Origin of the sequence: Youngiibacter multivorans, from assembly GCF_017873395.1 — a bacterium.
Taxonomy (GTDB): Bacteria; Bacillota; Clostridia; order Clostridiales; family Clostridiaceae; genus Youngiibacter; species Youngiibacter multivorans.
In genome coordinates this window covers 1-12,738 of record NZ_JAGGKC010000011.1, presented here as the reverse complement: position 1 = coordinate 12,738, position 12,738 = coordinate 1, and the positions used below count along the sequence as shown (strand labels likewise).

At 48.4% G+C, this 12,738-nt stretch carries 15 protein-coding genes; 14 read left to right on the top strand and 1 reads right to left on the bottom strand.

The window, feature by feature from the left end; genetic code table 11:
• The first annotated feature begins 67 nt into the window (after positions 1-67).
• The 11 genes from cdaA (at position 68) to J2Z34_RS07610 (ending at position 10,502) form a co-directional block, all read left to right on the top strand.
• Entirely contained in the window at positions 68-916 is an 849-nt protein-coding gene (gene cdaA / locus J2Z34_RS07660; RefSeq protein WP_209459282.1) for a diadenylate cyclase CdaA, read from the top strand.
• Positions 886-2,100, top strand: coding sequence for a CdaR family protein (locus J2Z34_RS07655; RefSeq protein WP_209459281.1), 1,215 nt, complete (start codon positions 886-888; stop codon positions 2,098-2,100). The genes cdaA and J2Z34_RS07655 overlap by 31 nt, the downstream gene beginning before the upstream one ends.
• Before the next feature lie 37 nt (positions 2,101-2,137).
• Positions 2,138-3,727, top strand: a complete 1,590-nt coding sequence (locus J2Z34_RS07650; protein ID WP_209459280.1) for an NAD(P)/FAD-dependent oxidoreductase — start codon at positions 2,138-2,140, stop codon at positions 3,725-3,727.
• Positions 3,728-3,887: 160 nt separating this feature from the next.
• Positions 3,888-4,970, top strand: a complete 1,083-nt coding sequence (buk, locus tag J2Z34_RS07645; RefSeq protein WP_209459279.1) for a butyrate kinase — start codon at positions 3,888-3,890, stop codon at positions 4,968-4,970.
• Complete coding sequence (gene ptb / locus J2Z34_RS07640) at positions 4,967-5,881, top strand: phosphate butyryltransferase (protein ID WP_209459278.1); 915 nt, start codon at positions 4,967-4,969, stop codon at positions 5,879-5,881. Before buk (J2Z34_RS07645) ends, ptb begins: the two co-directional genes overlap by 4 nt.
• Positions 5,875-6,942, top strand: a complete 1,068-nt coding sequence (gene buk, locus J2Z34_RS07635) for a butyrate kinase (RefSeq protein ID WP_209459375.1) — start codon at positions 5,875-5,877, stop codon at positions 6,940-6,942. The genes ptb and buk (J2Z34_RS07635) overlap by 7 nt, the downstream gene beginning before the upstream one ends.
• Before the next feature lie 271 nt (positions 6,943-7,213).
• Positions 7,214-7,876 (top strand): nucleotide-binding protein, encoded by a 663-nt coding sequence (locus J2Z34_RS07630; protein ID WP_209459277.1) that lies wholly within the window; start codon positions 7,214-7,216, stop codon positions 7,874-7,876.
• A gap of 16 nt (positions 7,877-7,892) precedes the next feature.
• The gene (locus tag J2Z34_RS07625; protein ID WP_209459276.1) at positions 7,893-8,102 is read left to right on the top strand and encodes a 4Fe-4S binding protein; all 210 of its coding nucleotides are present in this window, start codon (positions 7,893-7,895) and stop codon (positions 8,100-8,102) included.
• Between the two features lie 12 nt (positions 8,103-8,114).
• Entirely contained in the window at positions 8,115-9,182 is a 1,068-nt protein-coding gene (locus tag J2Z34_RS07620; protein WP_209459275.1) for a 3-methyl-2-oxobutanoate dehydrogenase subunit VorB, read from the top strand.
• A gap of 16 nt (positions 9,183-9,198) precedes the next feature.
• Positions 9,199-9,960 carry a thiamine pyrophosphate-dependent enzyme gene (locus J2Z34_RS07615; RefSeq protein ID WP_209459374.1) on the top strand — a complete coding sequence of 254 codons (762 nt, stop codon included), beginning with the start codon at positions 9,199-9,201 and terminating at the stop codon, positions 9,958-9,960.
• On the top strand, positions 9,957-10,502 hold the full coding sequence (locus J2Z34_RS07610; protein WP_209459274.1) for a 2-oxoacid:ferredoxin oxidoreductase subunit gamma family protein: 546 nt from the start codon (positions 9,957-9,959) through the stop codon (positions 10,500-10,502). Before J2Z34_RS07615 ends, J2Z34_RS07610 begins: the two co-directional genes overlap by 4 nt.
• Positions 10,503-10,543: 41 nt before the next feature.
• On the opposite strand, the gene J2Z34_RS07605 is transcribed toward J2Z34_RS07610, so the two are convergent.
• Positions 10,544-10,837, bottom strand: a complete 294-nt coding sequence (locus J2Z34_RS07605) for a TIGR04104 family putative zinc finger protein (protein ID WP_209459273.1) — start codon at positions 10,835-10,837, stop codon at positions 10,544-10,546.
• Positions 10,838-11,017: 180 nt separating this feature from the next.
• Between J2Z34_RS07605 and J2Z34_RS07600 the strand changes: the two genes are divergently transcribed.
• Genes J2Z34_RS07600 through J2Z34_RS07590 form a run of 3 tightly spaced genes read left to right on the top strand, consistent with a single transcriptional unit; the run spans position 11,018 to position 12,611 of the window.
• Positions 11,018-11,638: a DUF4004 family protein gene (locus tag J2Z34_RS07600; protein WP_209459272.1), complete on the top strand. Its 621-nt coding sequence runs from the start codon at positions 11,018-11,020 to the stop codon at positions 11,636-11,638.
• 11 nt (positions 11,639-11,649) lie between these two features.
• Positions 11,650-12,381, top strand: coding sequence for a bactofilin family protein (locus J2Z34_RS07595; RefSeq protein WP_209459271.1), 732 nt, complete (start codon positions 11,650-11,652; stop codon positions 12,379-12,381).
• Positions 12,381-12,611, top strand: coding sequence for a DUF2164 domain-containing protein (locus J2Z34_RS07590; protein ID WP_209459270.1), 231 nt, complete (start codon positions 12,381-12,383; stop codon positions 12,609-12,611). Before J2Z34_RS07595 ends, J2Z34_RS07590 begins: the two co-directional genes overlap by 1 nt.
• Positions 12,612-12,738 lie beyond the last annotated feature (127 nt).

Here is a 12,738-nt window from a genome sequence, read left to right as displayed (position 1 = left end):
AAGGGGAAAACGGGTATCAAATAATGTATAATTTATTTGTATACTTTTTTACCAGGGAGGTGGCAGCTTGGAAAATCTGAATGTGATACTGAATACAGTGAAGAACATCAACATTACATCGATCATAGATATTCTTATGGTTGCTTACCTGATATACAGGGCATATAAGATAATCAAGGAGACGAGGGCTGAGCAGCTGCTTAAGGGAATACTCCTCATACTTCTTCTGATACCGGTAAGCTACATACTTAACCTTACCATGGTGTATACCATAATCTCGAAGACCATAACAATCGGCGTACTGTCGATGATCATAATATTCCAGCCTGAAATCAGAAGGGTGCTCGAGCACATAGGAAGGTCGGCATTCACTGAAAGAGGAGTCCCAAGACAGGACGAATCAATAGAGAAGGTAATCAGGGAAATCACAAATGCTGTGGACAGCCTGTCAGAATCAAAGACCGGAGCACTCATTGTCATTGAAAGGACTACAGGCCTCGGAGAAATCCTCGGTTCAGGTACCATAGTGGATGCAGTGGTTTCTGCAAGCCTCCTGGAGAACATATTCGTACCGAACACTCCGCTCCATGACGGAGCCACCATAATAAGGATGAACCGGATAATAGCCTCGGGATGTGTGCTTCCCCTTACAGGAAGCCAGGAAATCAGCAAGAAGCTTGGTACAAGGCACAGGGCTGCAATAGGCCTTAGCGAGGTATCTGATGCGGTAGTGCTGGTTGTTTCTGAGGAAACAGGGACCATAAGCCTGGCGGTAAACGGCAAGCTTGTGAGGAACTATGACAGGGAAAGGCTTCAGGCAATACTAACTAAGATATTGAAGAAGGAGGAAGGGAAGGACGAGTCGATAAGGGGGAGGATCAAGGAATGGCTAAAAATAAAGAAAACGACCTCCTGATCAAGATAGTATCCCTTATCATGTCATTCGGCCTCTGGATCTACCTCACAAATGTTGAAAATCCGACGAAGACCGTAAGGATCAACAATGTTGGCGTAAGGCTGGTAAATACGGAAAGTCTCGCTGATCAGTCTCTGGTGCTCGTACCCGGGCAGACCTTAACTGTAAACCTGTCGATCACGGGTCCTGCATCAACAGTTTACAGGGCACTTCCCACTGATTTCAGGGTGGAGGTGGACATGAGCGGCTATGACATCATGAAGGGTATAAATGAGCTACCTGTTGACATTACGCTTTATCCTCAGAACGTTGACATCACAAAGAGCAGGAACCTGAAGGCAACTGTCCGCCTGGATGAACTTGTGGAGAAGGAAGTCCCGGTAATCAGCGAGTACACTGTTAAGACCGCTGAAGGATACTTCGCGGCTCCGTCGTCGGTTACTCCGACGACTGCCAAGATCAAGGGACCTTCGGAATATGTGGAGAAGGTTGTGAAGCTCATAATACAGGGTACAAGTGAAGGCCTGTCCAAAGACCTGGATGTTTCAGTTGATGTTGTTCCAGTTGATGAGGGCGGAAGCGTTGTACAGCATGTGGAGGCTGAACCGGGAGAAGTGCAGTTCTCAGCCAGAGTATACAGGACGAAGAGCGTGGTCATTAATCCTGTAACAACAGGTACCATGAGCGATGGTCTGAGCCTTATGTCGCTTACCCCGGTCAAGCAGTCGATTACCATAGCGGGACCTGAGGATCTGCTTGGAATCATTACAAGGATAGATACTGAGAAAATAAATCTCAGGGGGATAACTGCAAGCGGTAGCTTCCTTGTTCCTATCTCAGTACCTGATGGGATATATATAGTAGGCGGAGAATCAAGTGTCGAGGTGGCAGCAGTGGTTGAGGTGCAGGGTACCAGGGACCTCAATGTTGAGATAAAGACCGTAAACCTTAAAGAAGGCCTTCTTGCATCCGTAACGCCTGCGAGCATATCCATATCAATACGGGGTCCGCAGGGCGTCCTTGATGCCATAGCAGAAGGTAGCATATTCGCAGAGCTTGACCTTGCAGGTCTTGAAGCTGGCGGACACGAGCTTGTACCGAAGGTAAGGCTTCCTGAGGGAGCTGTCCTGGAGAAGCTTAACCCTGAAAATGTGAGTGTAACGATAAGCATAGACCAAAACTGATGAAAAAGCCCGTGAGGGCTTTTTCTATGGAGGAAATATGATCAGGATAAATTCAATCAGCCTATCCCTGGATGAGCCATGGGAGGCATTAAGGTCAAAGGCAGCAAAGGCCCTGAGGCTTTCAGCAGAGGATAGATTGTCATTTAGGATACTGAAGGAATCCATTGATGCCAGGGGAAGCGAGGTGAAGCTTTCCTACAGCGTAATGGTGGAGACAAAGGATGATGAGAGGGTACTGCTTCGGGCGAGGAACAGGGACGCATCCCTGTATGTCGAGGAGCCCAGGGCTTCTGTGTCTTACGGAACGGAGGTCCTTCATGAGAAGCCTCTGATCATAGGCTTTGGTCCCGCAGGAATATTCTGCGCGATGACCCTCGCAAAGCATGGGTATGAGCCTGTTGTGATAGAACGTGGAGATGATGTGGACAAGAGGACGGCGGCTGTGGATGCTTTCATGGCAGGAGGACCGCTGGATACTGAATCCAACATACAGTTCGGTGAAGGCGGAGCGGGTGCTTTCTCTGATGGAAAGCTCACCACGAGAATCAAGGACCAGAGGGTCAGGGAGGTCATGTCTGAGCTCATCGAGGCAGGAGCGCCGGCGGAGATAGAATACCTTTCAAAGCCTCATGTAGGGACTGACATTCTGAAGAACGTAGTCAGGAACATGAGGAAAAAGATTGAGTCTCTCGGAGGAGAGATAGCCTTCAGGCAGAAGCTTGAAGACATCAGAATGGATGGCGGAAGGGTTAGGTCAGCCAAGGTGTCAGGCAAAGAAGTTCCAGCAGAGGCCCTGGTGCTTGCCATAGGTCATAGCGCAAGGGATACATATGAGATGCTGTTCAAAAAAGGCATAGAGATGGAAGCGAAGTCCATGGCAGTGGGAGCCAGGGTAGAGAACCTTCAGGAGCTCATCGACAGAAACCAGTACGGTAAATGGGCGGGTCATGAAAGGCTCAGGTCATCTGAATACAAGCTTACAAGGAAGCTTTCAGACGGAAGGGGCGCCTATAGCTTCTGCATGTGCCCCGGAGGCTTCGTGGTGCCTGCCGCCAGCGAGGATGGAAGGCTTGTTGTCAACGGCATGAGCTACCATGCGAGGGATGGTAGGAATGCCAATTCTGCCATAGTGGTATCAGTGACTCCTGATGACTACGGCAATCATCCTCTCGACGGGATCAGGTTCCAGAGAATGATCGAGGAGAGGGCTTATAAAGCTGGTGGTGGAAATTACACAGCACCGGTACAGCTGGTATCTGACTTCATTGAAGGTAAGGTTTCCACATCTTTTGGTGAGGTAACTCCCACATATGTTCCGGCAGTATGCTTTGCTGATATCGGCAGGGTACTCCCGGACCCTGTGACCAAGGGGCTGAGGGAGGCCCTTACTGACTTCAATGTCAAGATCAAAGGCTTCGCTGAAAATGGTGCAGTGCTTACAGGGGTAGAAACAAGGACCTCCGCTCCGGTGAGGATTGTGAGAAGCCATGAGCTTCAGAGCATATCCTGCAGCGGGCTTTATTTGACCGGTGAAGGTGCTGGCTATGCCGGCGGCATAGTATCTGCTGCGGTCGACGGAATAAAGGCAGCTGAAAGCATAATGAGTAGGTACAAGCCAAGGAGATAATAGATCGGCAATGCGATGCATTGCCGATTTAATTATTTTGCAGGAAAATATTATCAGATAATCAAAAATTCTTCTGTCAATATAGTGGTCATTTCCTATTTCATTTTGTAAAGGATTTTAGTAGAATTAGAATGTAAGAACAAAGAGGGAGTGATATTGATTGAAGTATGTATTGGTAATCAATCCCGGTTCCACTTCCACGAAAGTGGCCATTTTCAGCAGCGAGTCCGTAGCGCTTTATTCCGACATCATAGAGCATGACCCCGGAGAGCTTTCAGGCTTCGGGCATATAAGCGAGCAGCTTCCACTGAGAAGGGAAGCAATATCCTCATGGATTAGAGGCAAGGGACTGTCTAAGGATGACTTTATTGCCATAGTCGGAAGGGGAGGCATAGTAAGGCCCATAAGGTGCGGAACCTACCTGGTGGACGATGCCCTTTTTGGCGACCTCAAGGATGCAAAGATCACAGAGCATGCATCTAACCTTGGTGGGATAATCGCGAAGGAGATGGCTGATTCAGCAGGGATAAATGCATATATTGTGGACCCGGTTTCCTGTGACGAGATGAACGAGCTTGCAAGGGTCACTGGATTTCCTGGCATCGAAAGGGGTTCCCTTGCCCACTACCTTAACATCAAGGCAGTAGTGAGAAAGGTCTGCAGGGATAAGGGCTACGACTTTTCCAGTGATAACTTCGTAGTGGCTCACCTTGGCAGCGGCTTCTCCATAGGACCAGTAGAGGCTGGGAGACTTACTGATGTAAACAACGCCAATGAGGGAGGGCCTCTCATGCCTGAGAGGAGCGGAACCCTGCCTTTGTCTGGCGTAGTGAAGCTTGCCTACAGCGGAAAGTACGAGGAGAAGGAGCTTCTGAGGCTTCTCCAGAGGAAGTCAGGACTTCTGGCTCACCTTGGCACCAATGATGCGAGGAAGGTTGAGAAGATGATAGATGAGGGCGACGAGAATGCCAAGCTCATATACGACGCCATGGGATACCATGTGGCAAAGGAAATCGGAGCGGCAGCTGCCGCCCTCAAGGGTAAGGTCAAATGCATAATACTTACAGGCGGACTTGCCTACAGCGCATACATGACATCCCTCATTTCATCATATGTGGGATTCCTTGCGCCTGTAGTCGTAGTTCCGGGTGAAGACGAGATGAGGGCGCTGTTTGAGGGTGCCAAGAGGGTGCTTGACGGTGAAGAGACGCCGCTGAGCTATGAGGAGGAGATTATTGGATGAAAAGCTTTGATGAGATCTATGAGAAGATAAGGACTGGAAACATGAAGACTGCAGCGGTTGCAGCTGCAGGGGATGATGCAGTACTTTCTGCTGTGGTAAAGGCCAGGGAGCTTGGCATATGCGATTCCATACTTGTGGGTGACGGAGAAAAGATACGTGAGATTGCAGAGGCCGAGGGGCTTGATGTATCAGGCTTCAGGGTGATAGAGGAAAAGGACCCGAAGAAAGCTGCATTAGTTGCCGCTTCCCTTGTCAGGAACGGCGAGGCGCATATGCTGATGAAGGGGCTGGTTGATACTGCAAGCCTTCTCAGGGCAGTCCTCGACAAGGAGAACGGGCTCAGGAAGGGAGACCTCATAAGCCATGTAGGAGTATTCGAGATCAAGGGCTATGACAGGCTGCTTGTGGTAACAGATGCGGCATTCACAATAGCTCCGACTCTGAAGGAGAAGAAGGCAATTCTTGAGAATGCGGTAGACTTTATGCACAGTCTGGGAGTGGAAGTGCCGAAGGTTGCACCGGTATGCGCTGTAGAGGTTGTAAATGATGCGATGCCTGCGACTCTTGATGCTGCTATGCTCTCCAAGATGAATGAGAGAGGACAGATAAAAGGGTGTCTTGTTGACGGACCTCTTGCCTTGGACAATGCCATAAGCATCGAAGCTGCTGAGCACAAGGGCATAAAGGGCGAGGTTGCCGGAAGGGCTGATATCCTCCTCATGCCTAACATAGAGGCTGGAAACGTACTTTACAAGGCTTTCACATATACAGCTGACTGCAGGCTGGGAGCAATACTCCTTGGAGCCAAGGCTCCTGTCATACTTACATCAAGAGCTGATTCGTTTGAATCGAAGGTTAACTCAATGGCGCTTGCTGCGATGCAGGCAATGGCACAGGAGGGCGTATTTTGAAGAAGCTTCTTATAATCAATCCGGGTTCAACATCAACAAAGATTGGCATATACAATGACCTTACCGAGGAGAGCTCTGTTACCCTAAGGCATGACGCAAAGGAAATTGAGCAGTATCCTGACATTTTCTCCCAGTATGGCTTCAGGGTGAAGGCCATAACAGGCTATCTCGAGGAGAAGGGAATACCGCTCGGATCGTTTGACGCCTTCGTGGGCAGGGGCGGACTGCTAAAGCCAATCGAAAGCGGAACCTACAGGATCAGCGAGGAGATGCTTTCTGACCTTAAGTCCGGCGCCTATGGGCAGCATGCTTCAAACCTCGGCGGTGTCCTGGCGCATGAGCTTGCGAAGGAGACAGGAAAGGAAGCTTTCATAGCGGACCCTGTTGTAGTCGATGAGCTGCAGGAGGTCGCGAGGATTTCCGGTATGCCTGAGATCAAGAGGAGGAGCATATTCCATGCTCTCAACCAGAAGGCTGTGGCAAAGAGATATGCCAAGGAGACCGGTAGGGAATACGAGAGCCTGGACCTCATCGTCTGCCACATGGGCGGAGGAATATCAACTGGAGCTCATCACAGGGGAAGGGTAATTGATGTCAACAATGCCCTGGATGGTGAAGGTGCTTTTTCACCTGAAAGAAGCGGGGGACTGCCGGCAGGTCAGCTTGTAGACATGTGCTTCTCAGGTATGTACTCACAGCAGGAGATAAGGAAGAAGATAACAGGAAGAGGCGGACTTGTGGCCTATCTTGGGACTAATGATGCAAGGGCTGTGGATAATCTTGCCCAGTCTGGAGACAGACAGGCGAGGCTCATATTCGATGCCATGGCATATCAGGTATCGAAGGATATCGCAGCAAATGCTGCTGTACTCAAGGGAAGGGTAGATGCAATAATTCTTACCGGCGGCATAGCCTGGTCGAAGAGCATCGTTGAGATGATAAGGCAGAGCGTTGGCTTTATTGCTGAGGTTGTGGTATATCCCGGAGAGGATGAGCTTCTTGCACTCTCAGAAGCTGCCTTAAGGGTCCTGAATGGCGAAGAAGAGGCAAAGACATATTGATTTTCAAGGCGGGACACTTGTCCCGCCTTTTGATACAAAAAAATAATTTTTTGATGAAAATGTTATTTTGCAATCTAATATTCGGAAGTTAATAGAAAAGTAACCATAATTTTATCAAATAATAGATTTTAAGAATCTCAGCACATAAAATCGCAGGTATTTTAAGCTATTCATAATAAATATAAAAATTGGTCTTTGTAACCGTTTTAATGTAAAATTATAGGTGGAAAACATCCGGATTCCGGATAAATATAAAAAAGGGTTGAAGAACTTGGAAAAGCTTATAATCATAACCGGGCATTTCGGCAGCGGCAAATCTGAGATAGCATTGAACCTGTCGAAGAAGCTCAGGAAGGAAGGGGAAAAGGTAGTCCTTGTTGACATCGACATCGTGAACCCGTACTTCTGCATAAGGGATTTCAGGGATGAGCTGCAAGCCGAGGGGATCGAGCTGGTATCTGCCAGTCCGCACCTCTCCAATGCAGAACTCATGGTGGTTCCGCGTCAGGTGTCTGGAGCCTTCTACAGAGAGGATTCCTGCGTCATCATGGATATCGGCGGAGACGACATGGGTGCAGTGGTCCTTGGCCAGTACAACGCGCACTTGAAGGACAAGCCCTATGAGATGTATTTCGTGGTAAATACTTTGAGACCCCTTACGTCTGACGGAAGGTCGGTCATGGAGTACATGGAGAGCATCGAGAGGAGCTCAAGGCTGAAGGTGACGAAGCTGATATCAAACACCAACCTGTCATATGAAACTACAGCAGAGGACATCATCTCCGGCGAGGAGAAGGTCTTCGAGATATCAGAAGCCACAGGGCTGCCGGTAGCGTATACGGTGGTGAGGAGAGACCTGGTTGACGAGGTCAAAGAAAGGATAAAGGGCGAGATCCTGCCCATAGACATATACATGAAGCCGCCATGGCGATAATTAGGGAGGAGAGCAAATGCCAAAAGTAGTGTTCAGGGAAGAAAGGTGCAAGAGCTGCGGCCAGTGCGTAATCGCTTGTCCTGTGAAGATAATTTCCTTCACGGAGAGAATCAACGAGAAGGGCTACAGACCGGCGGGGATACCGGAGGAGCTCATGGAGAAGTGCATAGGCTGCACATCTTGTGGAAGAATGTGTCCTGATCTTTGTATCACAGTGTATAAATAGGGGGTGGGGAAATTGAGCGAGAAGGTTCTCATGAAAGGGAATGAAGCAATCGGTGAGGCTGCCATTCGTGCAAACTGCAAGTGCTTCTTCGGATATCCGATAACTCCGCAGACTGAGGTCGCGGCGTATATGGCAAGGAAGATGCCTCTTCTTGGAAGAGTATTCCTGCAGGCTGAGAGCGAGGTTTCAGCCATCAACATGGTCTACGGTGCAGCAGGTACCGGAGTAAGGTGCATGACGAGCTCGTCTTCACCTGGAATAAGCCTGAAGGCTGAAGGAATATCGTATCTTGCGGGAGCTGAGCTCCCATGCCTAATCATAAATATCGTGAGAGGCGGCCCGGGACTTGGAAGCATACAGCCCGCACAGTCGGACTATTTCCAGGCTACAAAGGGCGGCGGACATGGCGACTATAACATGCCTGTATATGCACCGGCATCGATACAGGAGATGGTAGACCTTATCCAGGAAGCCTTTGATGTGGCTGACGAGTACAAGTCCCCTGTAATGGTTATGGGTGACGGTATGCTTGGCCAGATGATGGAGCCGGTTGAGTTCAAGGAGAGGACTACCACAAGGGTACTTCCTGAAAAGACCTGGGCAGCTAATGGCAGGAATGGCAGGGCTACCCATAACGTGGTGAATTCCCTTTACCTGAAGTCTGAAGAGCTTGAAGTGCACAACCACCATCTCCAGGCTAAGTTCAAAAAGATGAAGGAGAACGAGACAAGGTACGAGTCGTTCAACACAGAAAATGCAGACCTCATCATGGTCGCTTACGGCACCACATCAAGGATATGCAAGAATGTAATCAAGATGGCGAAGGCTGAAGGCCTGAACCTTGGACTGATAAGACCTATAACGCTCTGGCCGTTCCCTGTCAAGGCATTCACTGAGACAGTGAAGGACGTGAAGTATGGATACCTGAGCGTAGAGATGAGCGAAGGCCAGATGGTAGAGGACGTAAGGCTCTCTGTCGAAGGCCAGAAGCCTGTATACTTCTACGGAAGGTCTGGCGGCATGATTCCTGAGCCTAAGGACATCATGAAAAAAGTAAGAGAAATAACGGGGAGGGGATAACATGGAAAACCAGGAAATGAAGGTGCTTTTCAAGCCGACAACCGGCATGCTCGATGTTCCCACCCATTATTGCCCGGGCTGTACGCATGGAATCATCCACAGGCTTGTGGGTGAGGTACTTGAGGAGCTCGACATCATAGACAAGACCATAGGAGTCGCTCCTGTAGGATGCTCTGTACTTGCATACGACTATTTCGCCTGTGACATGTTCGAGGCTGCCCATGGAAGGGCACCTGCTGTCGCTACAGGAATAAAGAGGGCAAATCCCGACAAAATAGTATTCACTTATCAGGGAGACGGCGACCTTGCTGCTATCGGTACTGCTGAGGCAGTACATATAGCAGCAAGAGGCGAGAAGATAGTCACCATTTTCGTCAACAACTGCATATACGGAATGACAGGCGGACAGATGGCTCCTACCACTCTTCCGGGTCAGGTCACAGAGACCTCGCCATATGGAAGGGATGTAAAGACACAAGGGTTCCCTATAAGGTTCTCTGAGATGGTTGCACAGCTTGACGGGGCACACTATGTAGAGAGAGTATCCGTTGACAAGGTGGCTGCTGTAGCAAAGGCCAAGAAAGCGATAAAGAAGGCCTTTGAGAATGTCATTGCAGGCAAGGGCTTCAATCTGATTGAAGTACTTTCAATTTGCCCGACTAACTGGGGCCTCAGCACGGAGGAAAGCCTCAAGTGGCTGAGAGAGAATATGATTCCATACTATCCTCTTGGTGTTGTTAAGGATATGGATGCTGTCAAGGAGGTTGAAGCGAAATGACCTATGAGATACTTTTCGCCGGCTTCGGCGGACAGGGAATAATGTCCATGGGAAAGTTCCTGGCTTATGGCGGAATGGATGACGGACTTCATGTGTCATGGTGTCCTTCATACGGTCCTGAAATGAGGGGAGGAACAGCCAACTGTTCGGTGATCCTTTCTGACGATGACATCGGAGCCCCTGTAATCACAGAGCCTGATGTTCTGGTTGTCATGAACAGGCCTTCACTGGACAAGTTCGAACATATCGTAAAGCCCGGTGGCCTTATCATCGTAGACAGTGACCTGGTCAACAGGAGCGTTGAAAGGAAGGATGTCACTGAAATAAGGATACCTTCTCAAACTATCGCAGCTGAAATAGGTGCCAAGACCATCGCAAACATGATCCTCCTTGGAGCTGTTGTAGAGAAGATAGGTGTAATCCCAATGGAAGTCCTTCTCGCTTCACTTAAGGAACATGGCAAGGCATCGTTCTTCGATATGAACAAGCTGGCAATAGAAAAAGGAATAGAGGCTGTAAGGAAGGAACTCGTTACAGCGTAATGCAAAAGGAAGCCTCGCGGCTTCCTTTTTTGCGGGTTAGTTCACTTAATGCTGTACTTTACGAATAGTGGAGCAATCCCAATGACAATGACAACCCAAAGCAGATAGAGAGCCGTTTCAATCTCAATCCGAAGATCCATCAACGGATTAAAGACAAGCAGCATGGGTATTGCCGTAGTAAAAAGAACCAATCCGATCCTGGACATAAAGCTTATGTCATGTGTACTGCTGCAATTGGTACAACTGATGGGCTTGTAGCCCCATAGCAGTGATTTTTGAATAGCTTTCCATGTAAACTGTTCGGAGCAATTCTGACATTTCTGTATGGTTTTCACCTCCTGAAAGCTTAAATTAAATAATAATTGCCAATTATAGATTACTTAATATAAACACTAATATATATAATTATACTTTATATGCAAAAATAGTCCATTTTAAAAATAAGATTTAGAGTGTAAAAAAACTATTTACAACGTAACAATGTTATGTTACATTGTTCTTGAGAGGTGAGGACAATGGAAGATCTCATATCAAAGAAGGAGCTGTTGGAGCTTACTGGAATCTCCTATGGTCAGCTTTACAGGTGGAAGAGGAAGAACCTTATACCTGAAGACTGGTTCATAAAGAAATCAAGCTATACAGGGCAGGAGACTTTTTTCCAGAAGGACAGGATACTGGAGAGGGTAAAGCAGATAATGGAGATGAAGGATGATGTGTCTCTTGATGATTTGGCTGAAAGGTTTTCTCCCAGCATGCCGGAAGAGATGGTAATAAGCGGTGAGGATATAGCGCTACGGAACATTGTTTCAAAAGATATACTGGCATTGTATACAAACATGTATCAGGGGAAGAAGGAATTCACATTCCAGGACCTCCTATACATGGAGATGGTATCGGAGCTGATTGAGAAGAGGAACCTTTCACTTGAGGATGCCGAGAAGGCCATAAGGATTGTTTCTGAGAACTATGGCGAGCTGAAGGATAAGGACCCTGCAATAAGCATATTCAGGAAGCTGGGTGTGACCATGGTATTCCTTCACAGGTCTGACGGATATCTGAAGGCTGATGTTGATGCTATTGTTTCTGGCTACAGCCTAAGGACTGCTGTAGAGAACCTCAAGCACAAGCTTGGGTAGGAGGGATTGAAATGGATGAGAGAGACCTAATAATGACGGGGGCTTCAGTAGTCTCTGGTGGCAGATTCAGGAATGTAAAGATTTCGGGTGCAGGAAGTGTGACATCCCCTATCCATGCTGAGACTGTCAATATAACCGGTGGAGTTAAGATTGACGGAAGCGTTGAGAGCAGGGAAATCAGGATAACCGGTGGGGTTAAGATTGCAGGTGACGTAACAGGGGATGAGATTATCATCAGCGGCGGAGTATCCATAGACGGCAGCATAAGGGGAGAAAAGATGGACCTTGCCGGCGGTACCAGGATACGCGGTGCTCTGAAGGGTACGGATGTAAGGATAAGTGGAGAGTCCACAATAGGGCTTGATATGGAGTGCGAGACACTGACAGTTCATGGAGGAATATTCTGTGGAGGTACAGTAAACTGCGAAACCTGCGACATAGACCTTGCAGGGGAGTCTGAGATCAAGGAGCTTGTCGGAGGAAGGATTACTGTAGTTAACAAGGGCAGGGACAGAGGCGGCTTCAACCTGAGTTTTAAGAAGCTTAAGATCGTTACCTCGGGAGACTCAGTCCTCAGGGTGCAGACCATAGAGGGAGACAGGATAGAGCTTGAGAATACAATTGCTGAGGTTGTTCGGGGCGGCGACGTGTCGATAGGACGCGGATGCAGGATCGGACGCGTTGAGCATACAGGTACCATATGGGTATCCCAGGATTCAAAGGTTGACGAGGTAATCCACTGATGGCGAAGAAGAGCATGCTTTCAAAGGAAAAGAAGGAAGGGCTGATTTCAGAGATCAGGACCTACTTCCTGGCTGAGAGAGAAGAGGAGCTGGGCGACCTTGCCGCAGCTCTTCTTCTCGATTTCTTCGAGGAGAAGATTGGACCTGAATTCTACAACCAGGGAGTTATGGATTCATACCTTCTGATGAAGGACAGGGTGGAGGACATCATGTCCCTTGAGAAGCCATAGGGGTGAATGATTTTTAATTGGTGTAGATGGTGATATAATTTATTAGGAAAGAATCGTTGAGGGGAAAAGAATGGCCATCAGATGCAGGAAAGCATTGATGACCCGAATGCAATTTTTCCGATTGTAC